Source organism: Faecalibacterium sp. I3-3-89 (assembly GCF_023347275.1).
GTDB classification, from domain to species: Bacteria; Bacillota; Clostridia; order Oscillospirales; family Ruminococcaceae; genus Faecalibacterium; species Faecalibacterium butyricigenerans.
This window is the reverse complement of the sequence record NZ_CP094468.1, coordinates 1,545,222-1,570,089: the sequence shown is the minus strand read 5'-3', so window position 1 is coordinate 1,570,089 and position 24,868 is coordinate 1,545,222. Positions and strand designations below refer to the sequence as shown.

23 protein-coding genes and 1 tRNA gene are annotated in these 24,868 nt (G+C 61.5%); 16 read left to right on the top strand and 8 right to left on the bottom strand.

Annotated features, from left to right (window positions below):
- Nucleotides 1-34 precede the first annotated feature (34 nt).
- Nucleotides 35-2,062: a DUF4357 domain-containing protein gene (locus tag MTP38_RS07340; protein WP_249233130.1), complete on the top strand. Its 2,028-nt coding sequence runs from the start codon at nucleotides 35-37 to the stop codon at nucleotides 2,060-2,062.
- Nucleotides 2,063-2,132: 70 nt separating this feature from the next.
- On the opposite strand, the gene MTP38_RS07335 is transcribed toward MTP38_RS07340, so the two are convergent.
- The 3 genes from MTP38_RS07335 to MTP38_RS07325 are packed head-to-tail and all read right to left on the bottom strand — an operon-like array spanning nucleotide 2,133 to nucleotide 4,288.
- The gene (locus MTP38_RS07335) at nucleotides 2,133-2,570 is read right to left on the bottom strand and encodes an aspartate carbamoyltransferase regulatory subunit (protein ID WP_249233129.1); all 438 of its coding nucleotides are present in this window, start codon (nucleotides 2,568-2,570) and stop codon (nucleotides 2,133-2,135) included.
- Between the two features lies 1 nt (nucleotide 2,571).
- Nucleotides 2,572-3,513 carry an aspartate carbamoyltransferase gene (pyrB, locus tag MTP38_RS07330; protein ID WP_249233128.1) on the bottom strand — a complete coding sequence of 314 codons (942 nt, stop codon included), beginning with the start codon at nucleotides 3,511-3,513 and terminating at the stop codon, nucleotides 2,572-2,574.
- A gap of 19 nt (nucleotides 3,514-3,532) precedes the next feature.
- Nucleotides 3,533-4,288: a GntR family transcriptional regulator gene (locus MTP38_RS07325; protein WP_249233127.1), complete on the bottom strand. Its 756-nt coding sequence runs from the start codon at nucleotides 4,286-4,288 to the stop codon at nucleotides 3,533-3,535.
- Between the two features lie 190 nt (nucleotides 4,289-4,478).
- Between MTP38_RS07325 and MTP38_RS07320 the strand changes: the two genes are divergently transcribed.
- Entirely contained in the window at nucleotides 4,479-5,024 is a 546-nt protein-coding gene (locus tag MTP38_RS07320; RefSeq protein WP_249233126.1) for a GNAT family N-acetyltransferase, read from the top strand.
- A 141-nt stretch (nucleotides 5,025-5,165) separates the two neighbouring features.
- Here the strand turns inward: MTP38_RS07320 and MTP38_RS07315 are convergent, their stop codons facing one another.
- The 3 genes from MTP38_RS07315 to MTP38_RS07305 all read right to left on the bottom strand — a co-directional run bounded on the left by MTP38_RS07315 (nucleotide 5,166) and on the right by MTP38_RS07305 (nucleotide 9,371).
- Entirely contained in the window at nucleotides 5,166-6,533 is a 1,368-nt protein-coding gene (locus MTP38_RS07315; RefSeq protein WP_249233125.1) for an MATE family efflux transporter, read from the bottom strand.
- A 194-nt stretch (nucleotides 6,534-6,727) separates the two neighbouring features.
- Nucleotides 6,728-7,960 (bottom strand): 6-phosphofructokinase, encoded by a 1,233-nt coding sequence (locus MTP38_RS07310; protein WP_249233124.1) that lies wholly within the window; start codon nucleotides 7,958-7,960, stop codon nucleotides 6,728-6,730.
- 187 nt (nucleotides 7,961-8,147) lie between these two features.
- Nucleotides 8,148-9,371, bottom strand: a complete 1,224-nt coding sequence (locus tag MTP38_RS07305) for a 6-phosphofructokinase (protein ID WP_249233123.1) — start codon at nucleotides 9,369-9,371, stop codon at nucleotides 8,148-8,150.
- A gap of 371 nt (nucleotides 9,372-9,742) precedes the next feature.
- Here MTP38_RS07305 and MTP38_RS07300 point away from each other — a divergent pair, with 371 nt between their 5' ends.
- The gene (locus MTP38_RS07300) at nucleotides 9,743-10,747 is read left to right on the top strand and encodes a GDSL-type esterase/lipase family protein (protein WP_227620772.1); all 1,005 of its coding nucleotides are present in this window, start codon (nucleotides 9,743-9,745) and stop codon (nucleotides 10,745-10,747) included.
- Between the two features lie 130 nt (nucleotides 10,748-10,877).
- On the opposite strand, the gene typA is transcribed toward MTP38_RS07300, so the two are convergent.
- On the bottom strand, nucleotides 10,878-12,701 hold the full coding sequence (typA, locus tag MTP38_RS07295) for a translational GTPase TypA (RefSeq protein ID WP_227620773.1): 1,824 nt from the start codon (nucleotides 12,699-12,701) through the stop codon (nucleotides 10,878-10,880).
- Between the two features lie 214 nt (nucleotides 12,702-12,915).
- Here typA and MTP38_RS07290 point away from each other — a divergent pair, with 214 nt between their 5' ends.
- The 6 genes from MTP38_RS07290 (at nucleotide 12,916) to MTP38_RS07265 (ending at nucleotide 17,848) form a co-directional block, all read left to right on the top strand.
- Nucleotides 12,916-14,523 carry an MBL fold metallo-hydrolase RNA specificity domain-containing protein gene (locus MTP38_RS07290; RefSeq protein ID WP_249233122.1) on the top strand — a complete coding sequence of 536 codons (1,608 nt, stop codon included), beginning with the start codon at nucleotides 12,916-12,918 and terminating at the stop codon, nucleotides 14,521-14,523.
- Nucleotides 14,524-14,851: 328 nt separating this feature from the next.
- The gene (locus MTP38_RS13660; RefSeq protein WP_269076667.1) at nucleotides 14,852-15,772 is read left to right on the top strand and encodes a hypothetical protein; all 921 of its coding nucleotides are present in this window, start codon (nucleotides 14,852-14,854) and stop codon (nucleotides 15,770-15,772) included.
- Nucleotides 15,773-15,784: 12 nt separating this feature from the next.
- Complete coding sequence (locus tag MTP38_RS07280) at nucleotides 15,785-16,897, top strand: hypothetical protein (protein WP_249233121.1); 1,113 nt, start codon at nucleotides 15,785-15,787, stop codon at nucleotides 16,895-16,897.
- A 21-nt stretch (nucleotides 16,898-16,918) separates the two neighbouring features.
- Nucleotides 16,919-17,266, top strand: coding sequence for a hypothetical protein (locus tag MTP38_RS07275; RefSeq protein WP_249233120.1), 348 nt, complete (start codon nucleotides 16,919-16,921; stop codon nucleotides 17,264-17,266).
- 16 nt (nucleotides 17,267-17,282) lie between these two features.
- Nucleotides 17,283-17,426, top strand: a complete 144-nt coding sequence (locus MTP38_RS07270; protein ID WP_249233119.1) for an XkdX family protein — start codon at nucleotides 17,283-17,285, stop codon at nucleotides 17,424-17,426.
- A 2-nt stretch (nucleotides 17,427-17,428) separates the two neighbouring features.
- Nucleotides 17,429-17,848: a YcbK family protein gene (locus MTP38_RS07265; protein ID WP_249233118.1), complete on the top strand. Its 420-nt coding sequence runs from the start codon at nucleotides 17,429-17,431 to the stop codon at nucleotides 17,846-17,848.
- Between the two features lie 152 nt (nucleotides 17,849-18,000).
- Here MTP38_RS07265 and MTP38_RS07260 read toward each other — a convergent pair.
- A tRNA-Gly gene (locus MTP38_RS07260) sits at nucleotides 18,001-18,075 on the bottom strand.
- A gap of 213 nt (nucleotides 18,076-18,288) precedes the next feature.
- On the opposite strand from MTP38_RS07260, the gene pyrH reads away from it, so the two are divergent.
- The 7 genes from pyrH (at nucleotide 18,289) to ispG (ending at nucleotide 24,796) form a co-directional block, all read left to right on the top strand.
- Nucleotides 18,289-18,999, top strand: a complete 711-nt coding sequence (gene pyrH, locus MTP38_RS07255; protein ID WP_227620779.1) for a UMP kinase — start codon at nucleotides 18,289-18,291, stop codon at nucleotides 18,997-18,999.
- A gap of 85 nt (nucleotides 19,000-19,084) precedes the next feature.
- A complete protein-coding gene (gene frr / locus MTP38_RS07250; protein WP_227620780.1) occupies nucleotides 19,085-19,639 on the top strand; it encodes a ribosome recycling factor in 555 nt (184 codons plus the stop codon).
- An 87-nt stretch (nucleotides 19,640-19,726) separates the two neighbouring features.
- Entirely contained in the window at nucleotides 19,727-20,440 is a 714-nt protein-coding gene (uppS, locus tag MTP38_RS07245; RefSeq protein ID WP_227620781.1) for a polyprenyl diphosphate synthase, read from the top strand.
- A 135-nt stretch (nucleotides 20,441-20,575) separates the two neighbouring features.
- Nucleotides 20,576-21,436, top strand: a complete 861-nt coding sequence (locus MTP38_RS07240; RefSeq protein ID WP_249233117.1) for a phosphatidate cytidylyltransferase — start codon at nucleotides 20,576-20,578, stop codon at nucleotides 21,434-21,436.
- Nucleotides 21,437-21,458: 22 nt separating this feature from the next.
- The gene (gene dxr, locus MTP38_RS07235; RefSeq protein WP_249233116.1) at nucleotides 21,459-22,610 is read left to right on the top strand and encodes a 1-deoxy-D-xylulose-5-phosphate reductoisomerase; all 1,152 of its coding nucleotides are present in this window, start codon (nucleotides 21,459-21,461) and stop codon (nucleotides 22,608-22,610) included.
- Nucleotides 22,611-22,623: 13 nt separating this feature from the next.
- Entirely contained in the window at nucleotides 22,624-23,736 is a 1,113-nt protein-coding gene (locus tag MTP38_RS07230) for a M50 family metallopeptidase (RefSeq protein ID WP_249233115.1), read from the top strand.
- Between the two features lie 13 nt (nucleotides 23,737-23,749).
- Nucleotides 23,750-24,796 carry a flavodoxin-dependent (E)-4-hydroxy-3-methylbut-2-enyl-diphosphate synthase gene (gene ispG / locus MTP38_RS07225; protein WP_227620785.1) on the top strand — a complete coding sequence of 349 codons (1,047 nt, stop codon included), beginning with the start codon at nucleotides 23,750-23,752 and terminating at the stop codon, nucleotides 24,794-24,796.
- Nucleotides 24,797-24,868 lie beyond the last annotated feature (72 nt).

The following is a 24,868-nucleotide window of genomic DNA, read 5'->3' as shown; positions in this document are numbered from 1 at the left end:
GATGTACGAAAGCAACAGAAAAAGAGGGCCTGCTATGAGCAGTGTGGTAAGCAGCAAGATAACCGGAAAAGAATATCCGCTTTCCAAGATATTCAGCTCGGATTTTGAGTATCATATCCCGGGCTACCAGCGCCCTTATGCATGGACGGAAGATGAAACGGGCGCGCTGTTCGATGATTTATATGGATTTTTCCAGACAGAGAACACCGAAAATTTCTTTCTGGGTAGCATCGTCCTTATCAAGGATGAACAGAACCGCTATGCCGATGTCATCGATGGACAGCAGCGCCTGACGACACTGTCCATCCTGTTTGCAGTTCTTGCCGACACATTTGACAACGAAGACTATAAGATGGACTGCAAAAAATATTTGCAGGAAAAGGGCAATGTATTGGAGGGCATCGAGGCCCAGCCGAGATTATTCCTCAAGGAAAAAGACCAGCCGTTTTTCCATAAGTACATCCAGAATATTCAGCTGGACGCATTGGGGCAGCTGGATCCGGCGGTGTTGGACACCGAGGCAAAGCTGCATATCCAGAAAAACTGCGCTGTGCTTCGCAAGAGTTTTGCTGAAATGTTCAGCAATGACGATGATCGGCTAAGATTTACACAGTTTTTGCTGACCCGTTGCTATCTGGTGGTCGTTTCGACGCCGAGTCAGGAATCCGCGTTCCGTATTTTTACGGTCATGAACAGCAGGGGACTCGACTTATTGCCGACAGACATCATCAAATCGACTGTTATTGGAAGTCTTCCCAAAGAAAAACAGCAGGGCTACACGGAAAAATGGGAAGGGCTGGAGGAGTTGACAGGACGTGACGGGTTCAATGAAGTGTTTACTCACACCCGTACTATATTTGTAAAGGAACGCCAGAAAAAGACCCTTCGGGAAGAGTTTGAAGAATACGTGTTAAAGACGGTATCCCCGGAACAGCTGATCGATGACTATCTTGTACCCTATACGAATGCCTACGTTCAGCTGAAAAATTGCGAGTTCACTGCTACGCATCATGCAGACGAGGTAAACGGGCTGCTTTTCTGGCTGAACAAGACCAATAACTCCGACTGGATGCCACCTGCTATCAAATTTCTCGCAGAGCACCCGAATGATTCGGAATACGTTCTCTGGTTTATCCGAAAGCTGGAAAGGCTGGCATCTTATCTACTGGTGACCGCGCAGGACGTCAACCACCGCGTAGACCGGTATAAATGGCTTCTGGTGGAAATGGAAAGTCGGCCTGACAGCACGCTGGCTGATCCACTGAGAAACATTGAGCTTACTGACTGGGAAAAAGAACAATTCCAGCAGACACTGGATGGCGAAATTTATACGATGACCGCACAGCGCCGTAACTACATCATCCAGCGGCTGGACTCTTTCATGAGTGACGGCGGGGCATCGTATAATCAGAAGCTGTTTACCATCGAGCATGTCCTGCCGCAGCATCCTCCTGTCCATGGCAGTTGGCTGGAACTCTGGCCGGATGAGCAGGAGCGTAAATATTGGCTCAACCGCATCGCAAATCTTGTGCCGCTGACCCGGCAGAGAAATTCTGCGGCACAGAATTATGGCTTCGCGACCAAAAAGGAAAAATATTTCCAGTCAAAAGGCGGCACGAGTTCCTATGTTCTCACGACGCAGGTCATCAATGAGCCTGTATGGACGCCGGATGTTGTGAAAAAGCGGCAGGCGATGCTGAGCGAAGTGTTTGCAGAAAAGTGGGAGTTGAATCCTTCCCGGCAAAGTGGGACGGACGGAGGTCTGTTTCTGCTGGCTGGTCGCGGGAGCAGCGCTATGGGGTATCCTATCGATAAAGACTGTTTTCTGGTATTGAAGGGCAGCCGCATTGCCCCAGATGTGACGAGTGGATTGCCGCAGAACTATGTGGAACAGAGAAAAACTCTGCTAGGGATCGGTATAATACAGAATAACGTATTTGCCGAGGACAATGTATTCACCAGTGCCTCTGCTGCAGCATCTATTATACTTGGCCGTTCGTCCAATGGCCGCAGAGAATGGGCGAAGCTTGATGGCCGCACGCTGGCACAATCTGGACATTAAAAATCACATCATAACGTAAAAGCGCCCCCGTCAGTGCATGGCTGACGGGGGCGCTTTGATCAGTGGGAGATCATTCCGGCTTGACCTGCAGCTCCTGCTCACAGTAGATGCAGCGATACTTGCCGTTGGAGCTGAGCTCGAAGATCTGGTCGCACTCTTCCTCGATGGAGGAGATGCAGCGGGGGTTCTTGCACCGCACGATGTTGACCAGACGCTTGGGGGGCTGGGGCTTTTCCTTCTTGATGGCCCGGCCATTTTCGATGATGGTCACGCTGATGTCGGGGTCGAGATAGGCCAGCACGTCGAGGTTGAGCCAAGAGGCGTCGCCCTCCACCTTGATGATGTCCTTCCGACCCGATGCAGCTTTGTGGCTGCGGGCGTTCTGGATGAGGGCCACACTGGAGGTGCGGTTGCCCTTGATGCCCAGCAGGTCCATCAGGCCGATGGCCGTGCCTGCCTTGATATGGTCGATAACGATACCGTTCTGAATCTCATCAATGTTCAGCATTTCAGTTGTCCTCCTTGTCTGTCTTGGGGTCCTTGAGGCCCAGCAGTGTCATGATAAGTGCCATCCGGACGTAGACACCGTTCTGCACCTGCTCGAAGTAGGCGGCGCGGGGGTCGTCGTCCACGTCCAGCGCGATCTCGTTGACGCGGGGCAGGGGATGCAGCACCGCCATGTCGGGCTTGGCGAGGGCCATCTTGTCCTTGGTGAGGATGTAGCTGTTCTTCAGGCGGATGTAGTCCTCCTCGTTGAAGAAGCGCTCCTTCTGGACGCGGGTCATGTAGAGGATGTCCAGCTCGGGCATGGATTCCTCGAGGCTGCGGGTCTCCTTGTAGGGGATGTGGTTGGCCTCGAGGACGTCGGTGATGATGTAATCGGGCACGCGCAGCTCCTCGGGGCTGATGAGGACGAAGCGGATGTTCTCGCAGCGTGCCATCGTCTTGATGAGGGAGTGGACGGTGCGGCCGAACTTCAGGTCACCGCACAGGCCGATGGTCAGGTCGTGGAGACGGCCCTTGCGGCGGCGGATGGTCATCAGGTCGGTCATGGTCTGGGTGGGGTGCTGGTGTCCGCCGTCGCCTGCGTTGATGACAGGGATGCGGGAGTACCGGCTGGCCCGCAGCGGTGCGCCCTCCTTGGGGTGGCGCATGGCCACGATGTCGGCGTAGCAGGACACGACGCGGATGGTGTCGGCCACGCTCTCGCCCTTGGATGCGCTGGACACGTTCTCACTGGGGAAGCCAAGGACATGGCCGCCGAGGTTCAGCATCGCGGCCTCAAAGGAGAGACGGGTGCGGGTGGACGGCTCGTAGAACAGGGTGGCCAGCTTTTTGTGGGCGGCCACATCCTGATAAGCGGCCGGGTCGGCGCAGATGTGGTCGGCCAAATCCAGCAGAGAGGTGATCTCCTGCTGGCTGAGATCCAACGGATCGATCAGATGACGCATATTGTTTTGTTTCCCTCCGTCAAAGAAGCTTTCGAAGAATCGAGAAGTCGAAGAAATTCGTGTAGTAGCTCAGCGAACGCATGACGGGATGGCAGAGCCGGTTGTAGCAGATCTCATCCAGCAGCAGCATGGCCTCGCCGGGGGCCAGACGCATGGCGGCGCGGATGGATTCGTCCCCGCAGCTGGCCTTGAGGTGGGCCACATTGGAAGCCACCTGCTGGCGGCACTCCCGCTCCAAGACCTCGAATACGTCGCCCGACAGGTCGATGCGGGTGAAGTCCCGGCTGCCGAAGAGGGCGCGGGGCAGGTAGTCGATGGAGTAGATGACGGGGGTGGTGTCGGCGAGGATGCGCTTCTTGATGCAGATCACCTCGTCGCCCGGCTCGAGGGCCAGCTCCCGGGCCAGCTCTTCGTTGGCACGGACGGGATAGATCTGGATGCCGTCGGCGTGGGGGTAGCTGCCAAAGCTGCGGATGAGCGGGTAATACTCCAGCTTCTGGTCCAAGCGGCTGCGCAGGCCCAGCACGCTCCGGTTGACCACTGTGCCGATGCCGCGCACTCGCTCGATGTAGCCCGCACGCTCCATCTCACTCAGTGCGTCTCGGATGACGGTGCGGCTGACGCCGAGTTCGGCGGCAAGGTCCACCTCCGCAGGCAGGCGGTCGGCCTGTGCATAGCGGCCGGTGCGCAGTTCCTCCAGCAAGGCGCTGACGATGCGGTCGCTGATGACAGCGCCGCCCAAGCGGCTGGAAGGGGATAAGCTGGGATCTCTCATGGTTCGTTTCCTCCGGTACACGGGCAGGGCGGCCCTGCCTGGACTTCAGAAAAAGCCCTGCCCGGGCACAAGGATGCCCGGCAGAAACTTTTTCTACAAGTATTATAACATAAATTGACAATGTTTCAAACGGCATTTATACTGGAATCGACCGGAAAGTATGATTTTATTTTGGAGGGATAGAGCAAGAATGGAAGTTCTTCTGCACAAAGGGTGCGGCAGGCCCGAAAGCCGCACCATGACCCTGCGCCCCGCCGGGCCGGAGGATGCCGCCGCCTTCTACGCTTTGCAGAACGAGGTGCGGGCCGGGATGCCCCATCCGGAGCAGTTCGTGCCCGACACGCTGGAAAATATCGCCCGCTATCTGCGGGACGACCTGTGCATCGGCGGCTGGGACGGCGGGCGGCTGGGGGCCTACTTCATCCTGCGCTACTGCGGGCAGGACGAGCACAACTATGCCGCCTTCATGGGCATCCCCAGACCCGCGTGGGACGGCTGGGCCAACGCGGACAGCGCCATCGTCCATCCCGACTACCGGGGCAACGGCCTGCAGCGGAAGCTGCTGGAAGCAGCCCTGACCCGGCTCCGCCCCGGCATCGTGGGCATCGGGGCGACCGTCAGCCCCGACAACCAGTACAGCCTCCGCAACGCCCTCGCCTGCGGCTTCGAGATCGTCTGCCGCCGGGAGATGTACGGCGGCTATGACCGGTATCTGCTGGCGAAGACCCTGAAGTAAGAGGCCCGCTTAAAGCCTCTCCCCTTGGGAGAGGGCAAGGATGCTGCCGAGAAACAAAAAACACAGCGATAAGATGGCTCTGAAAAAGCCAATGCTTATCGCTGTGTTGCTGTTTTATGGGGACGAGGCCTGCCCTCTCGGTCATGCCGCCTTCGTCAGGGAAATCTCCTGCTTCATCTTATGCCGCACCACCAGCAGGCAGCCGAGGTGCACCAGCGCCGTCAGGATCCAGCTGATGGGGTAGCTGAGATAGAGGGTGGTGGTCGAGCGGAACAGCTGGAAGATGGTGGCGATCCAGACCAGACGGAGCAGGCAGCTGCCCACGAGGCTGACCACCATCGGCAGGACGGAGTAGCCCCGGCCGCGCAGACAGCTGGCCAGCACGTCCATGCAGCCGCAGAGCAGGTAGGTGGTGCAGATGATGTGCATACGAGCCAGACCGGCCGCGACCACGGCCTCGTCGGAGGAGTAGAAGTGGAGCAGCTGCTCGCCCAGCAGGGAGGCACCACCGCCCAGCACGAGGCCGGTGACGGCGGCGCAGAGCAGACAGTTGCGCATGACGCGGTCGAGGTTGTCGTAGCGGCGTGCGCCCATGTTCTGGCTGGTGAAGGTGACGGCGGCCTGCGCGAAGGCGTTCATGGCCGTGTAGACGAAGCCCTCGAGGTTGGAGGCGGCCGAGTTGCCCGCCACGATGGTGGAGCCGAAGGAGTTGACCGCCGACTGGATGACGACGTTGGAGAGGCTGAACACGGTGCTCTGCAAGCCGGCGGGCAGGCCGATGCGCAGGATCTGGCCCAGCGCCCCCGCGTGGAAGCCCAGATGGCCGAGGTCGAGGTGGAGCGGGCCTTTCTCCTTCACCAGCAGGGCCGTGACCATGCAGGCGGAAACGGTCTGGCTGATGATGGTGGCCAGCGCGACGCCCGCCACGCTCATGGAGAAGAGGATGACGAAGACGAGATTCAGCACCACATTGATGGCGCCCGCCACGGCCAGACAGAACAGAGGCCGCTTGGTGTCGCCCACGGCACGCAGCAGCGCCGAGCTGAAGTTGTACAGCATGGTCATGGGCATCCCGATGAAGTAGATCTTGAGGTAGAGGGTGGACAGGTCGATGACGTCCTCAGGGCAGCTCATCAGCTCCAGCAGGCCCCGGGCCGCGAAGATGCCCACCACGGCCAGAAAGAGGCCGCTGACGAGGCCCAGCGTCACCGACGTCTGGACGGTGGTGTGGACGCCCTCCTCGTCCTTTGCGCCGAAGCAGCGGGCCGCGACGACGTTCGCGCCCAGCGACAGGCCCACGAACAGGTTGACCAGCAGGTTGATGAGTGCGCCGTTGGAGCCCACGGCCGCCAGCGCCGTGCTGCCCGCAAAACGGCCCACGACCACCACGTCGGCCGCATTGAACAGCAGCTGCAGGACGCTGGATGCCGCCAGCGGCAAGGAAAACAGGATGATCTTTTGCAGCATGGGGCCGCTGGTCAGATCGCTGGTCCGGGAATTTTGTGTCATGGAAATACTCTGCCTCCTCGAAAATCAGAAGATCACTCACGAAAAAACGCGCCGTCCAACAGCGGACGACGCAGATATATCTATATTATAATACAGGCTTGTGTAAAATACAAGCAAAAAACAGGTAAATTCGAGTCGTTTCCGTACAAAAAAGCACCCCCGCAGATGCAGGGGTGTCATTGCGAAACAGAAGCTTACTTTTGGGTCTTCATGTAGATGTGGTGAGGCAGACCGGCGATGTACAGCGGGGTCAGCTCAGCCTGAATGAGAGGCCGTGCGTAAGCGAGGAAATCTTCGGTCATCTGGGTATGATTCTCGTTCATCCAGCTCAGCGGCACCTTCTTCTCGAGGTTTGCCACTTCGCTGATGGGGTGCAGCTCGGTGGTGCACTGGTAGGGGCTGTTGGAGATGCGCTTCAGGGCCACCATCTGGCCGGTGACGCCCTCAAAAGCAGCCTTGGCGGCAGCACCGCCGACCTGATAGGCCTCGGTGATGTCGGTGCGGCTGGTCAGGTGTCCGGCGCAGCGCTGCAGGGTGGAAAGCTCGATGCAGCGGGTCTTGGTGTCCAGATTGCGGGCCACCACGTTGGCCAGATAGCGGGCGGTGCCGGTCAGGGCCTTGTGACCGAAGGCATCCACTGCATGGACGTCATCTGCCAGCTCGCAGACGTAGCGGCCGTCCTCCAGCTTGACGCCCTCCGACACGGCGATGACGATGCTGGGCTTCTTCTCCTGCATCGTCCGCACCTTCTCGACGAAGTGCTCCACGTTGAAGGGGACTTCCGGCAGGCAGATCATATCCACGCCCTCGCAGTCGTCGCTCTTGGCCAGCGCGGCGGCGGCGGTCAGCCAGCCGGCGTTGCGGCCCATGATCTCCACGACGGTGACGTACTTGGTGCCGTAGACGGTGGCGTCACGGATGATCTCCTTCATCACCACGCCGATGTACTTGGCCGCAGAGCCGTAACCGGGGGTGTGATCCGTGACCATCAGGTCGTTGTCGATGGTCTTGGGCACGCCCATGAAGCGGATGTCGCTCTGGATGCGCTCGCCGTACTCCGCCAGCTTGCCGATGGTGTCCATCGAGTCGTTGCCGCCGATGTAGAAGAAGTAGCCGATATTCAGCTTCTCGAGGATGGCGAACAGCTTCTTGTACACAGTCTCGTCGGTGTGCCAGTCGGGCAGCTTGTAGCGGCAGCTGCCGAGGAAGCTGGAGGGGGTGCGCTTGAGCAGCTCGATGTCAAGGTCATCGGTCAGCAGGGTGGACAGGTCAACGACCCGCTCCTCCAGAAGACCGGCCACGCCGTTGCACATACCGTAGACGATGTCTGCGCCACGGCTCTTGCAGCTCTCGAACACACCCGCCAGACTTGCGTTGATGACAGAGGTGGGGCCGCCGGATTGGCCAACGATTGCATTTTTACCCATGATGATTTCTCCTTTTTTGTTTTTCTGTTTCGGCATTATTTTATCGCAAGGCAAGAAATTAGTGCAACAGTCAAACAGCATATTTGCGATATGCAATTCAACGCTGTTGCTGTTGCATTAAAAAGTTGAATTGCTATAAACGTGCAGGTGCACGAAAACAGACGCGGGGAAAGGAAAAAGGCGATCCTTACAGATGGATGTGGCGGGGCGTGCCGTTGACGTAGACGGGAGTGACCTCGTCGAGGATCAGCGGGCGGGCGTACTCCTCGAACGCCGCCGTCACCTGCATCCCGTCGGGGGCGATCCAGTCCAGCGGCACCTTCTTCTCAAGGTTTGCCACCTTCTGGACGTCCACTGCCTCGGTGATGCACTGGTAGGGATATTCGGATACGCGCTTGAGCGCGATCATTTTGCCCGTCTCACCGGCAAAGGCTGCTGCCGCCGCAGCGCCGCCCACGGCGTAAGCCTCGTTCACGTCGGTGCGGCTGGCCAGATGGCTGGCGCAGCGCTGCAGCGTCGAGAACTCGATGGCGCGGCTCTTGCAGTTCAGCTTGTCGTGGATGAGGTCGGACAGATAGCGGCTGGTGCCGCTGAGGATGGCCTTGTGGCCGAAGGCGTCCAGCTGGCCTGCCGTGGAGACGAGGTCGCACAGATAGGTGCCGTCGGCGGTCTTGACGCCCTCGCTGGCCGCGATGATGACATTGGACTTCACCCGCTGCAACTCGTCCACCTTGGCGAGGAACTTGTCCGGCTCGAAGGGGACTTCCGGCAGAAGGATGAGGTCGGGGCCGTCGCAGTCGTCGCCGCCCGCCAGACAGGCCGCACCGGCCAGCCAGCCGGCGTGACGGCCCATGATCTCGGCCACGGTCACGCTCCGGATGTCGTAGACGGAGGAGTCGCGGATGACCTCCTTGAGGATGGTGGCGATGTACTTGGCCGCAGAGCCGTAGCCGGGGGTGTGGTCGGTGAGGCAGAGGTCGTTGTCGATGGTCTTGGGCACGCCGATGAACCGCACCGCGCTGCCCACCTGTGCGCCGTAGCGGCTGAGCTTGGCAATGGTGTCCATCGAGTCGTTGCCGCCGATGTAGAACACTGCGCAGATGTCGTACTTGTCAAACAGGGTGAACAGCTTGACGTAGGGCGTGGAGTCTGCCTCCGGCTCGGGCAGCTTGTAGCGGCAGCTGCCCAGATAGCTGGACGGCGTGCGCTTGAGCAGCTCGATGCTGAGCCGGTCGTCCAGCAGGACGTTCAGCTCCACAAGCTCCTCCTTCAGCAGCCCCTCGATGCCGTGCTTCATGCCGTAGACTTTGTCTGCGCCCAGACTGCAGGCTGCCTTGTAGACGCCCGCGAGGCTGGAATTGATGACGGCGGTGGGGCCGCCGCTCTGGCCGATGATCACATTCTTGGCCATGAGAACCTCCTTGTATCATTTACCGATAAATTGGACTTCCTGTGCGCCGCAGCGCCGCTCCGCGCCCTGCCCCTTCCGAGGCCCGCACACCCTGCACAGTGTACAGGCGGGGGCAGAGCCAACAATCGGCAGCCGCAACTCGCACAAAAATTCTAGCAGGTCGTGCAAGCACTTCGAGAAATGTGTGCAAAAACCTGCTCTACTCCTATTGTAACCGTTTTGCCTGTTGTATGCAAGCCCTAATTGGTTGCAGAGGCAAAAAAATTATGATAAAATAGGGTTCACACAGCGCTGACGGGCCGCAGCGGGGGATAACCCGCCCCATCCCGGGCAGACTATCATCAGAACCAAACGAAAGCGGGAACACCTTTATGGGCATTTCACATGAGTATCACAGCACCAGCCGGAGACGGCGGGGCGGCGCGGGAGGCCTCGCACGGCTCGCAGGGGCCGCAGCGGGCATCCTGCTGGTGAGCTTCGCCATCACAGTCATCCTCGAGCACGGGCAGAAGCAGACCGAAGAGCTGCCAACAGTGACGGCCAACGGCACGGCGCAGAATATCCTCGCCCCCCTGCCGATGCAGGGCGGGGCGGACAGCAGCGCCGACAGCACCGCCCCGGCAGCAGACGGCACCGCCGCCGTGACCTTGGAGCAGTTCGGCCCGGCCCGCCAGACGGCGGGGGCCTACAGCGTCAGGGCCTACGACAGCAGCGTCATCCGCCAGCCCGCCTGCGGGCAGGTCGATCTGAGCTACTTCTCCGACGCGGCCTTCCTCGGCGACAGCCTGACCGTGGGCTTCTCGGATTACAGCATCAACCTCGGCGGCGCGCTCATCTGCGGCTACACCGGCGTCGGCCCGGACGCCATCGTCAACCGCAGCGCGGTCAAAAGCAGCGTGCGTGGGCCGGAGGTGGCGCTGGATGTGCTGGCCGCCGCCCAGCCCAAGAAGCTGTATATCCTGCTGGGCACCAACACCCTGACCACCGTGGGCGCGGCAGACCGCTTCCTCGCCTATTACGGTCAGATGCTGGATGTCCTGCGCCAGACGCTGGGCGAGGGGTGCGTCATCTATGTCCAGTCCATCCCGCCCGTCCGCCCCGAGGCGGCCGTGGAAAAGCCGGGCCTTGCCTCGGACATCATCCGCTCGGTGAACGAGCAGCTGGCCCTGCTGGCCGCCGACAAGGGCTGCGTCTACCTCGACCTGTGGGAGACGCTGGCCGACGGCGAGGGCAACCTGAAAGAGGTGCTGGCTGCGCCGGACGGCGTCCACTTCTCGGCGGGCAACGGCTACGGCGCGTGGGTGACGTATCTGCGCAACCACGCCAAGTACGCGGCGGACAACGTCTGGACGCCGGGCAGCGCCTACGCAGGCTGAACATCAGAATAAGAAAAAACATCCGCAGTGCGCCCGTTCCGGGCCGCTGCGGATGTTTTGCTGCAAAAAGATCCCGCCCTCTGCATCCGGGATGCAGGGGACGGGATCGCTGCTTTTATAGGGGAAGAGCTTACTTCAGCTTGCTCTTTGCCTTCATGCGCTGCTCGTGGTTAAGGATCTGCTTGCGGATGCGCAGGTTCTCGGGAGTGACCTCCAGCAGCTCATCCGGAGCAAGGAACTCAAGGCAGCCCTCAAGGCTCAGCTTGCTGATGGGGATGAGGCGCAGGGCGTCGTCAGAGCCGGAAGCACGGGTATTGGTCAGGTGCTTGGTCTTGCAGACGTTGACGTCCACATCCTCGCCGGAAGCGGTGTAGCCGATGACCATGCCCTCGTAGACCTTCTCGCCCGCGCCCACCAGAAGGGTGCCGCGCTGCTGGGCGTTGAACAGGCCGTAGGTGACGGCCTCGCCGGTCTCGAAGCTGACCAGAGAGCCGGTGGAGCGGTTGGCGATCATGCCAGCCCAGACATCATAGCCGTCGAAGATCTGGTTGATGATGCCCTCGCCGTGGGTGTCGGTCAGGAACTGGTTGCGGTAGCCGAACAGGCCGCGGCTGGGCATACGGAACTCCAGACGCACGCGGTCGGTGCCCAGAGACTCCATCTGCTGCAGGATGGCCTTGCGCTGGCCCAGACCGGTCATGACAGCGCCCTGATACTGGGTCGGGACGTCGATGACGACGTGCTCCATAGGCTCGTAGGTCTTGCCGTCGATGACCTTGGTCAGGACGTGCGGGGGAGAGACCTGCAGCTCATAGCCTTCGCGGCGCATGGTCTCGATGAGGATGGACAGATGCATCTCGCCACGGCCCATGACGCGGAAGGAATCGGTGGTGGCAGAGTCCTCCACCTTCAGGGCGACGTCCTTCAGCAGTTCCTTCTGCAGACGGTCGCGGATCTGGCGGCTGGTGACGTACTTGCCCTCGCGGCCGGCCAGCGGGCTGTCGTTGACGGAGAAGGTCATCTCGACGGTGGGGTCGTTGATCTTCACGAAGGGCAGCGGCTCCACGCTGGAGGGGCTGCACAGGGTGTTGCCGATGGTGACGTCCGGCAGGCCGGAGAAGGCCACGATGTCGCCTGCGGTGATGTTGTCGCAGGGCTGACGGCCATTGGCCTGGAAGTCATACAGCTTGGTCAGACGGCCGCGCATCTTCAGGTCGGGGTTGTGCCAGTCGCAGACGACCACTTCCTCGCCCACCTTGGCGACGCCGTTCTGGATGCGGCCGATGCCGATGCGGCCCACGAACTCGTTGTAGTCCACGGAGGACACCAGCATCTGGAAGGGAGCCTCGGGGTCGCCCTCGGGGGGCCGGATGGTGCTCAGCAGGGTGTCGAACAGGGGGACCAGATCGGTGCCGGGCACATCGGGGTCGAGGCTTGCGGTGCCCTCACGGCCGCAGCAGAACAGCATGGGGCAGTCCAACTGCTCATCGGTAGCGCCCAGATCCATCAGCAGGTAGAGCACCTCGTCGATGACTTCCTTGATGCGGGCATCGGGGCGGTCGATCTTGTTGATGGCCACCACGAGGCTCAGGTTCTGCTGCAGAGCCTTCTGCAGCACGAAACGGGTCTGGGGCATGCAGCCCTCGGCAGCGTCCACCAGCAGCAGGACGCCGTTGACCATCTTCAGCACGCGCTCGACCTCGCCGCCGAAGTCGGCGTGGCCCGGGGTATCGACGATATTGATCTTGACACCCTTGTAGGTGCAGGAGCAGTTCTTGGCCAGAATGGTGATGCCGCGCTCACGCTCGATGTCACCGCTGTCCATGACACGCTCTGCCACGACCTGATTGTCGCGGAAAGCGCCGCTCTGATGCAGCATCGCGTCCACCAGCGTGGTCTTGCCGTGGTCAACGTGAGCGATGATAGCGACATTGCGCAAATCGTTACGAACCATAAAATACAACCTCTCTATTTGGAATCTCTGTAGAAGTTACGTCATACGATTTAAGTTTATATCATCCGGGGGTGGTTTGTCAAGATTGTATAAAAAATTTTTGATGGTTTCGGCGTTTTGCCCGAGAATCGGCCTTCGATTTGGGCGGCATTGCGGGGCAAAACGTGTTATACTTAGTATACCAAAGTTGGATAAACCCGTTGGAGGTGTGTCTATGAAACTGACGTTTTTGGGTGCCAACCACGAAGTGACCGGCAGCTGTACCCTTTTGGAAGCGGCGGGACAGCGCTTCCTCATCGACTGCGGGATGGAGCAGGGCAAGGATGTCTACGAGAACCAGCCCATCCCTGTTGCACCGGGCGAGATCGACGGCGTGCTGGCCACCCATGCCCATATCGACCACACGGGCCTGCTGCCCCTGCTGGTGCGCAACGGCTTCCGGGGCAGAATTTATGCCACCAAGCCCACGGCAGAGCTGTGCAGCATCATGCTGCGGGACTCGGCCCACATTCAGGAGTTCGAGGCCGAGTGGAAGAACCGCAAGGGCCAGCGCTCCGGCGCGGAGCCGGTGGAGCCGATGTACACCATTCAGGACGCCGAGGCGGCCATCGCGCTGTTCCGGGGGTTCGACTACAACAAAGAGGTCGAGCTTGCCCCCGGCCTCGTCATCCGCTTTGTGGATGTGGGCCATCTTCTCGGCTCGTCCAGCATCGAGATCTGGGTGACGGAGAACGGCGCGACCACCAAGCTCGTCTTCTCCGGCGACATCGGCAACCTCCATCAGCCCATCATCAAGGACCCCACCTACCTGAAGGATGCGGACTATGTCTTTATGGAGTCCACCTACGGTGACCGCTGCCACGGCCCCAAGCCCGACTATGTGGGCGAGCTGGCGAAAATTTTGCAGCGCACCTTCGACCGGGGCGGCAATGTGGTCATCCCGAGCTTTGCGGTGGGACGCACGCAGGAGCTGCTCTACTTCATCCGTGAGATCAAGGAGAAGAACCTTGTCACCGGCCACGGCTGCTTCCCGGTCTATATCGACAGCCCGCTGGCCATCGAGGCCACCCGCATCTTCAAGGATACCGACCCCTCCTGCTTCGACAAGGAGGCCAACGCCCTGCTGGCCAAGGGCATCGACCCCATCCAGTTCCCGGGCCTGAAGGTCAGCGTTACCAGCGACGAGTCCCGTGCCATCAACACCGACCCCGTGCCCAAGGTCATCATCTCGGCCAGCGGAATGTGCGAGGCGGGCCGTATCCGCCACCACCTCAAGCACAACCTCTGGCGGAAGGAGTGCACCATCCTCTTCGTGGGCTATCAGGCTGTGAGCACGCTGGGCCGCTCCCTGCTGGAGGGGGCAACGAACGTCAAGCTCTTTGGCGAGTCCATCGAGGTGCAGGCCGAGATCTGCCAGCTTACCGGCCTTTCGGGCCACGCCGACAGGGAGGGCCTGCTGAAGTGGGTGAACTCCTTCGAGCCGAAGCCCAAGCGGGTCTTCGTCATCCATGGCGAGGACGAGGTGGAGAATATCTTCACCCAGACCCTCACCGAGCAGGGCTTCACCGCCTGTGCGCCCTACAACGGTGAGCAGTGGGCCATCGGGGCCGAGGGTGCTGTCTGCCTGAAGGAAGGCACCCGCACCCGCATCGAGCACCGCGTCAGCGAGGGTGCAGCCCGTGCGGCCACCGTCTTCCAGCGGCTGCTCAGCGCAGGCAAGCGCCTGCTGCGGGTCATCGAGCACAACGAGGGCGGCGCCAACAAGGACCTCGCCAAGTTCGCCGACCAGATCAACGCCCTCTGCGACAAGTGGGACAGATGAGCAGGATGCCCCGGCCGCAGTAAAATCGAATCAGATGCCCCGGCCCGAGCCGATGTGTACGCACACGGCCCGGGCCGTTTTTTTTGCCTGCGACAGGGGCAAAGCGCGATTTTCTGCGCGTTTTCGCACAAGTTTCCGACTATTTCGCAAAATCTGTTGACTTCGCAGCGGCGAGATGCTACCATATGGCACAAGAAAAGACGAAAATGACAAGCAATGGTTGTTGATTGCGCTCAGGAGCCGCTTGGCATTTTTGTCCCGGCGGGTGTGATGGCAGAAGCGCCCCTGCCGGAAAAGCATCTGCCGAATCAAAAAAGGAGGTCTCTGGATGATAGAATACAAGCTCTCGCTTGCGTCCTCCGGCGCAGTAAAGACGCCGGGCAGCATGGATGCGCTGCAGCTCGGCTACAGCAGGAACTGCGGCGTCTACCGGCTGAGGGTGAGCGCCGCCGACGAGTGGAAGGGGATGACCCTCCGGGCGTTCTGGCACACGCCGGGCGGCAGCCCGCCCGCATCGCTGGTGGAGGATGGGGTGGTGGAGGTGCCCGCGCTGGTCACGGCAGTGCCCGGCGAAGGATGCATCACCTTCGAGGGCAGCGACGGCGTCCGCACCCTCACCAGTGCCGATCTGCGCTACCGGGTGGCCGCAAACTCCGGCACAGAGGACGGCACTCTGCCGCCGCCGGGCACTCCGGCATGGCAGCAGCTGGTGGGTCAGCTGGAAGGGGCCGGTGCCGACGTGGAGAAGAGCGCTGCGCGGGCCGAGACGGCCCAGAGCAGCGCGTCGGACAGCGCCGCCGCTGCGGCCCGCAGCCTGAAGACTCTGCAAGAGGGCATCGCCTCGGGAAACTTCAAGGGCGAGAAGGGCGACCCCGGTGCACGGGGCGCACAAGGCCCGAAGGGCGACACAGGCCCGCAGGGGCCGAAAGGCGAAAAAGGCGATACTGGCCCGGCAGGCCCCGCCGGTGCGACCGGCCCGCAAGGCCCGAGGGGCCAGACGGGCGCGGCGGGAAAGGCGGTGGAGGTGGATGCCACCCTCGCCGTGTCAGGCGCGGCGGCAGATGCCAAGGCCGTCGGCAGCGCGTTGGCCGGGAAAGCCGCTGCCAGCCATACTCACAGCTACGCCGGTTCTTCCTCGGCGGGCGGTACGGCCAACAGTGTCAACGGATTCACCTTTGCGGCCCAGACGGCCGACCCCGGTGCAGGCAGCAGCCTTGCCACCAACAAGGTGCTCATCGTGTATGCGTAAAGGGGGCAGAAGATGGCAAAGGGGATCTATGTAGGTGCGGGCGGCGTCGCCCGCAGGATGAAAAAAGCCTATGTCGGGGTGGCGGGCAAGGCCCGTGCAGTCCGGAAGATGTACGTTGGCGTCGGGAACAGGGCGCGGCTGTGCTACAGCGCAGAGCCGGAGTATGCCGGGACGGGTGTGCCTCTCGCGGCCCCGAAGTACGGCGCAAAGGCCGCAGCGGCAGGGAACAGTGCGCTCATCGGGGGCGGACGCTTCGCTGGCACGGCCTCGAACGCGGTCTGCAATACGGTGGACGCTTACGACACCTCCCTCACACGGACGGCCCCGGCGGCGCTGGGGGACAAGAGGTATCTGCATTCTGCCGTGCCGCTCGGGGCGCATGCTCTGTTTGCGGGCGGGACTGCTACGCCGACCGCCCGAGGGGGCTATAACACGGTGGATTCCTACGACGCCTCCCTCACCCGGACGTCAGCCGCCGCGCTGAGCAGGATGCGGACGAGGATGGGCTGCACGGTGCTTGGCTCCCGTGCGCTCTTTGCCGGAGGCGGACAGGGCGGCCTTACCACGGGCGGCGCTTTCACGACCGTGGACGTCTACGATGAGGCCCTCACCCGGACGGCGGGCACGCCGCTGTCCACCAAACGGTTCTTCCCGGCGGGCGCGACCGTCGGGAGCCATGCCCTCTTTGCAGGCGGCACCCCCAAGGATGGCAGTCTTGTGGTGGACGCCTACGACGCTTCCCTGACCCTCACGGCAGCGGCAGACCTGAGCAGTGCCCAGAACAGCTATGCCGCGGCGGCGGTGGGCGGATATGCCCTCTTTGCGGGCGATACGGCCGATGCGGATGTCTACGACGCCTCCCTCACCAAAACAACGGTCAGCATCCTCAGCGCGGCAAGACAGCCGGATGCGGTGACGGCCGGTGGGTATGCATTTTTCGCAGGCGGCGATGAGTCCGGCACGGTGGATGTCTGCGACGCCTCGCTGACCAGAACGACCATCACTGCTCTGAGCGAGGCGAGGGACAGCATGGCCGCTGCCGCCGTCGGGGACTATGTGTTGTTCGCGGGCGGCAGGAACACGGAAAGCCTCTACCATGACACCGTTGACGTTTATACCATATAAGGAATAAGGAGGAAACTCAGAATGGCACGTTACAAGATCTACGACAACAGCTCCGATGTGATCACCCCGGTGGGCGAGGTGCTCACCGCCGAACAGTGGCTCGACCGCTACCCGTGGGGCCGCTTTGCGAAGATGATCGTGGGCGGCGGCGTCATCAACGGCAGCGTGGCCCTCATCTTCGACGAGGCCGTGGAGCGCTGCCGGAAGGCAGGCTGTGACTTCAGCGGCTGCACCACCGACGAGGACTACCTCGCCGCCATGGAGGCCTTTGAGGATGCCCCGCCTGCGGACACCGGCGTCTCCGACCAGACCCGCATTGCGGACGCGCTGGAAGACATGGTGGCCCTGAGCCTGCCGGATGCAGAATAAGAAAGGAGACGAAAACATGAGCAACAAGGAAAAACTGGCCGAACGCTGGGAGCAGGGCCGCATCTCGGAGGCCATGCTGCGGGTGTATGTCCGTAAAGGCATCCTCTCCAAGGCGGAGTTTGAAGAGATCTGCGGGAAGAAGGGCGGAGCGGAGGACTGAAGATGTCGATTTGTGAATACAGCCTCCGCCGGGACTCCACCCGGCAGCTCTCGCCCAGCTTCAAGGTGCGGGAGTTCGGCTGCAAGGGCAGCGACGTCGTGCTCCTCGACGAGGAGCTTGTGGTGCTGCTCCAGTGCATCCGGGAGCACTTCGGAAAGCCCCTGCATATCACCAGCGGCTACCGCACCGCTGCCCACAATGCTGCCGTCGGCGGCAGCAAGTCCAGCCAGCACCTGCTGGGCCGGGCGGCGGACTTCTGGGTGGAGGACACCCCGGTGGCCTCGGTCGCCGCCTACGCCGAGACCCTGCTGCCCGGGCGGGGCGGCATCGGGCGCTACCCGAAGGATGCCTCCCACCCGAAGCGCCGCACCGGCTGGGTGCACATCGACACCCGGGCAGATAAGAGCCGGTGGAGTATGTGAGGACAATAACATTATAATATAACAGAAAAGCGGCCCTCTCCCTGTTTTTCGGGGAAAGGGCCGCTTTTGGGTCTCCGGAATGGAATATGGCCAAAAGTGGGGCCAGAGCATAAAGAAAGACGCTGATTCTTTACGAACCAGCGTCTAAAAATTGGAGCGGGCAATGGGAATCGAACCCACCTCCTCAGCTTGGAAGGCTGATATACTAGCCGATGTACGATGCCCGCATATTCGATTTTGCCGGGATGCAAGCAGTATTATAGCATGTTCCGGGGCAAATGTCCAGTCTTTTTTTGCGCAAAGAGGGCCGGGGGAGAAACCTTTGCCGAAGAGCTGGCGTTTGCCTGTTTACTTTGGAGCAGTTTTATTGTAAAATAGACAAGAGATAAAAACGGCAGCGCACAGCGCGGCCAAATCTGATACAGGTGGTGTATGTTATTATGGCATTGAAATATCAGCGTATCCTTCTGAAGATCAGCGGCGAGGCACTCGGCGGCGAGAAGGGCACCGGCTTCGACGAGCCGACCATGGACGCGATCTGCGGCGGCGTGAAGAAGGCCCATGAGCTGGGCGTCCAGATCGGTATCGTCGTGGGCGGCGGCAACTTCTGGCGCGGCCGTTCCAGCGGCAAGATGGAGCGCACGCTGGCCGATAAGATCGGTATGCTGGCAACGGTGATGAACGCACTGGCCGTCTCCGACAAGCTGGAGCAGCTGGGCGTGCCGACGGAGGTGTTCACCTCCATCACCATGCCGCAGGTGGCCCCGGCCTTCACCCGCAAGGATGCGCTCCGTGCGATGGACGCGGGCAAGATCGCCATCTTTGGCGGCGGCACCGGCAACCCCTTCTTCTCCACCGACACGACTACGGCCCTGCGCGCCGTTGAGGTCAGCGCCGACATCATGTTCAAGGCCACGATGGTGGACGGCGTCTACGACAAGGACCCCCACAAGTACCCCGACGCCAAGAAGTACGAGACCCTCACCTTCACCAAGGTGCTGGAGGACCGTCTGGCAGTCATGGACGGCACCGCAGCCACCCTCTGCCGGGACAACAAGCTTCCCATCCTCGTGTTCGATCTGGCCGACCCCGACAACATCGCCCGCGCCGTGCAGGGCGAGAATGTGGGCACGCTGGTCTACGAGGGCTGAGCATACCGCCCCGCTTCCGACAATAGAATGAACCAGACGCGTCCTGCGGCTGGTGAAAATTGATAACAAACAGGAGACTAGGACAATGAGCAGCAACACCAAGGCATTTGAAGACAAGATGAAGAGCGCAGTCGAGCATCTGGAGCGCGAGCTGAAGACGGTGCGCGCAGGCCGTGCCAACCCCGGCGTTCTGGACAAAGTGACCGTGGATTACTACGGCTCTCCCACCCCCATCCAGCAGGTGGCTTCTGTGGCTGTCAGCGAGGCCCGCACCCTGACCATCACCCCGTGGGACCGCACGCTTCTGCGTGCCATCAGCAAGGCAATCCTCGCCAGCGATGTGGGCATCAACCCCATCGACGACGGCCAGACCATCCGCCTGAACTTCCCGGCCCCCAACGAGGAGCGCCGCAAGCAGCTGGCAAAGGAAGTCTCCAAGATGGGTGAGGAGGCAAAGGTCGCCGTCCGCAACGTCCGCCGCGACGCGATGGATAAAGCCAAGGCCATGAAGAAGGCCGGTGAGCTGACCGAGGACACCCAGAAGACCATGGAAGAGGATGTCCAGAAGCTGACCGACAAGTATGTGAAGAACATCGACGCTGCCGTGGAAGAGAAGCAGAAGGAGATCATGTCCGTCTGAGCCTGACCGCTGTAAGCAGGAAGGTGCCGTGCGCTGAGAGAAGGTGCGCGGCACTTTTTGCCAGACGAATCGTAGAGGAAGAAGAGCATGGAACATCCAAAGGATTTTGCAAAGGGACTGTCCATCGGCATCATCATGGACGGCAACGGCCGCTGGGCCAAGAGCCGGGGCCTGCCCCGCACCGCCGGGCACAAGAAGGGCGCACAGGTCTTTCAGGACATTGCGGACTACTGCGATGAGCTGGGCGTGGAGTCGGTGTATTTTTACGCATTCTCGACCGAAAACTGGAAGCGCCCCGCCGAAGAGGTGGGCGCGATCATGCGGCTGTTCGGCGAATACCTCATCAAGGGCTTCGACTACGAGAACCGGAACGTCCGCATCTGCTTCATGGGCGACCGCACGGTGCTGGAGCCTAAGCTGCAGGAGCTGATGAACAAGCTGGAGCGGGACTCTGCCTGCAAGACCGGCCTGACCATCAACATCGCCATCAACTACGGCGGTCGGCCGGAGATTGTCCGCGCAGCCCAGCGCCTCGCGGCCAAGGCGGCTGCGGGCGAGCTGAAGCCGGAGGACATCACGGAAGATGCCCTCTCGGCCCAGATGTACACGGCCGGCCAGAAGGACCCCGACTTCATCCTCCGCCCCAGCGGGGAGAAGCGGCTCTCCAACTTCATGCTCTGGCAGGCGGCCTATTCGGAGCTGGTGGAAATGGACGTCCTGTGGCCCGATTTCACCCGCGGCGACCTCGACGCCGCCATCACGGAGTTCAACCGGCGCTCCCGCCGTTTCGGCGGCCTGTAAGGCGTTTCACACCCAGATGCCGCGCAGCCTGCGCGGCCCCCGGCGGGCGTCCGGTATTTCCTCGGGCGCTGATGCCGCTGCCTCTGCCGCAGCAGGGGAGCGGCTCCCGGACGAAACAAAGGAGAACATGAAACTATGAAAACACGAATCATCACAGCTGTGGTGGGCCTGTTCGTCCTTGCGGGCGTCCTGTTCACCTTCAATACGCTGGTGTTCAATCTGGTCATTGCGGCCATCACCCTCATCGCCCTCCATGAGATCTACTCTGCGCTGGGCTTCGAAAAACAGGACTGGCCGCTGCTGGGCATTCTGGTGCCCTACACCCTGCTCGTCATGCTGTCGAGCTACAGCATCTACCGGGCGATGGTGATGCCCGCCTCCTTCTTGGTGGTGCTGTTCTACGCCATCTATCTTGTGGTGCGCAACGGCGTCATCAGCTACCAGAAAGCCAGCGGCCTTGTAATGTTTTCGGGCATCGTCATCTTCTGCTTTTACTCCTTCATCCGGCTCAAGGAGCTGCTGCCGGTAGAGAAGTTCGGCTACGACGCCATCTTCTTCATCCTGCTCATCCTCTGCTTCGCATGGGGCGGCGACACCTGCGCCTACTTTGCGGGCCGCGCCTTCGGCAAGCATAAGCTCTGCCCGGTGGTCAGCCCCAAAAAGACGGTGGAGGGCGCTGTGGGCGGCGTGCTGGGCACAATGGTGTTCGGCGTACTGGTCACGGTCATCTACTCGGTGGCGGCAGACCGGATGGAGGCGTTCACCCGCTCCAACATCGGCGTGTCCATGTATATCATCATCGCGCTGCTGGCCTGCGTGGCCGCAGTGCTGGGCATTTATGGCGACCTGTTCGCCAGCGTGGTCAAGCGCCAGTGCGGCATCAAGGACTATGGCACCATCTTCCCGGGGCACGGCGGCATCCTCGACCGCTTTGACAGCGTGATGTTCATCGCGCCCTTTGTCACGATGGTGGTCATCGCAGTGTTCTACTACTAAAAAGAACAGGAGGTAGCGCTTTATGGCTAAAAAAATCACGCTGCTGGGTTCCACCGGCTCCATCGGCACCCAGAGCCTCGACGTTATCCGCGCCCAAGGGTATGAGGTGTTCGGTCTGTCGGCCCACAGCCAGGCGGATAAACTCTTACAGCAGATCGAAGAGTTCCACCCCAAGTATGTCTGCATGACCAGCGAGGCCGGGGCAGAGAAGCTCTCGGCTGCACTGGCGGGCCGCGCCGACGCGCCCAAGCTCCTGACCGGCCCCGAGGGGCTGAAGACCCTCGCCGCGATGGATGGCCCGGACGTGGTGCTGAACAGCGTGGTGGGCATCGCGGGCCTCGGCGCCAGCCTTGCCGCCATCGAGAGCGGCCATGACCTCGCCCTCGCCAACAAAGAGAGTCTCGTCACCGGCGGACATCTCGTGACGCAGGCGGTGGCAAAGCACGGCGTCAAGCTGCTGCCGGTGGACAGCGAGCACTCGGCCATCTTCCAGTGCTTGCAGGACAGGGAGAGCGCCAAGAGCCTGACGAAGATCCTGCTGACGGCCTCCGGCGGCCCCTTCTTCGGGATGAAGACCGAGGAGCTGCGGGGCAAGACCAAGGCCGACGCCCTCCGGCACCCCAACTGGAACATGGGCGCGAAGATCACCATCGACAGCGCCACCCTGATGAACAAGGGCCTTGAGCTGATCGAGGCAGTGTGGCTGTTCGGCCTCCCCCCCGAGAAGATCCAGATCGTCGTCCAGCGCCAGAGCATCGTCCACTCGGCGGTGCAGTACAGCGACAACTCCATCATCGCCCAGCTGGGCGTGCCGGATATGCGCATCCCCATCCAGTATGCGCTGACCTACCCGGCCCGTGTGCCGGGCGTCGTGCCGGAGCTGGACTTCACAACCCTCAAGCTGCTGACCTTCGATGTGGCCGACGAGGAGACCTTCCGCTGCCTTGCCGCCTGCAAAAAGGCCATCAGGAAGGGCGGTCTCGGCCCCTGCGCTGCCAACGGTGCCAACGAGGAGGCCGTCAGGCTCTTCCTTGAGGACAAGATCGGTTTCCTCGACATCGGCCGTCTGGTGGAGGCCGTCGTGGACAGCGACAGCTTCGGCGGCAGCTACAGCCTCGCGGATGTGTACGAGTGCGACCGCATGGCCCGCGCCTTTGTGAGAGCACACCTGTGAGATAGGAGAAAGAATGTCAGTTTTCATCACCTTTGCGGCTGCGCTGCTCATCTTCGGCGCAGTCATCGCCATCCATGAGTTCGGCCATTTTGCGATGGCAAAGCTCTGCGGCGTCCAAGTCAACGAGTTCTCCATCGGCATGGGGCCGGCCCTCATCAAGACCTACCGCAAGGGCACCCAGTACACCCTGAGGCTCCTGCCCGTGGGCGGCTTCGTGGCGCTGGAAGGGGAGGAAAGCCCCGAGAGCACGCAGGCCGAGGGCGGGAACGAAGAGGATGCCGCCCCGGCCATCCCGCCGGAGGTGCTGGCACAGCGGACGGGCAAGCCTCTGAACGAGGCCGCCGTCTGGCAGCGGATGCTGGTGATGGCAGCAGGCGCGGTGATGAACTTCGTGCTGGGCTTTGTGGTGCTGCTGTTCCTCATCTCGCTGCGCAGTGAACCCATCACCAGCAAGGTCATCTATGCCGTGGAGGACAATGCCCTCTGCGGTCAGACCGGCCTGCAGGCCGGGGACGAGATCGTGGCCGTCAACGGGCGGCACTGCTTCGTGGCCAACGATATGCTCTACGAGCTGATGCGCACCGAGAGCTACCGTGCGGCCTTCACCGTCCGCCGGGACGGGAAGCTGGTGGAGCTGCCCGATGTCCAGTTCGACACATGGCAGGATGCACAGAGCCAGACCCACATGACGCTGGGCTTCACGGTCTACGGACTCAAAAAAACACCGAAGAACGTCTTGAAAGAAGCGGCCAACAGCGTCATCTACTATGGCCGGATCATCTACACCTCGCTGGCCGACCTGCTGCGGGGCCGCGAGAGCATCAACGACCTGTCCGGCCCGGTGGGCATCGTGACCGCCATCGGGCAGGCCGCCAGCTACGGCTGGGAGGATGTTTTCGAGCTGCTGGTGCTCATCACCATCAACCTCGGCGTCTTCAATCTGCTGCCGTTCCCGGCGCTGGACGGCGGCAAAATCGTCTTCCTGCTCATCGAGGCAGTCACCGGCCATGCTGTGCCGGAAAAAATTCAGGGCAGTCTGACCGTCGCCGCCTTCGCGCTGCTGTTCGGCCTGATGCTCTTTGCAACGTACAATGACATCGTCCGGCTCGTGACCGGAGTGATCTGAAAGGGGAAGTACCATGCGGCAGCTGAAGCGTGAAGTCAAGATCGGAAATGTGACCATCGGCGGCAAGAATCCCATCGCCGTGCAGACCATGCTGAACGTCCCGGTGGAGGACATCGAGGGCAATGTGGCACAGGCCAAGCGCTGCGAGGCGGCGGGCTGTCAGATCCTGCGGGTGACCTGCCCCAGCGCGGCGGATGCCAAGTGCATCGAGGCCGTCAAGAACGCCGTCAATATCCCCATCGTGGCAGACATTCACTTCGACTACAAGGCGGCTCTCGCCTGCGCCGACGTGGGCGTGGACAAGATCCGCATCAATCCGGGCAACATCGGCGACGACGACCGGGTGAAGGCGGTGGTGGACGCCTGCCAGCAGAAGAACATCCCCATCCGCATCGGCGTCAACGGCGGCAGTCTGGAAAAGCACATCCTTGCCAAATATGGTGCGCCTGTGCCCGAAGCGATGGTGGAGAGCGCGCTGTACCACGTCCGCCTGCTGGAAAAGTTCGATTTCAACAACATCGTGATCTCCATCAAGAACTCCAACGTCCCCCGCATGATGGAGGCCTACCGCCAGCTCAGCGCCGTGACGGACTACCCGCTCCATGTGGGCGTCACTGAGGCGGGCACCTACCAGATGGGCTTGCTCAAGAGCGGCATGGGCATCGGCGGGATGCTGCTGGAGGGCATCGGCGACACCATCCGCGTCTCGCTGGCGGCCGACCCCGAGAAGGAAGTGGAAGCGGGCTACAACATCCTGCGCGCCGTCGGCTTCCCGGTGGCCGGCCCGGAGGTCATCACCTGCCCGACCTGCGGCCGCACCCAGTACCCCTGCACCGAGATCGCAAACGAGGTGGAGCGGCGGCTTCAGGGCTGCAAGAAGTCCATCAAGGTGGCCGTCATGGGCTGTGTCGTCAACGGCCCCGGCGAGGCCCGGGAGGCCGACATCGGCATCGCCGGCGGCAAGGGTGAGGCGGTGCTTTTCGTCCACGGCGAACCTGTCCGGAAGCTGACGGGAGAAAATATCCTCGACCAGTTCATGGAGGAGATTTATAAACTGTAAGCGCAAGATCAACTTACTGCCACGCCCATCCCGGGCGCGGCAGTTTGTGCTGTTATCTGATAGAAAAAAGGA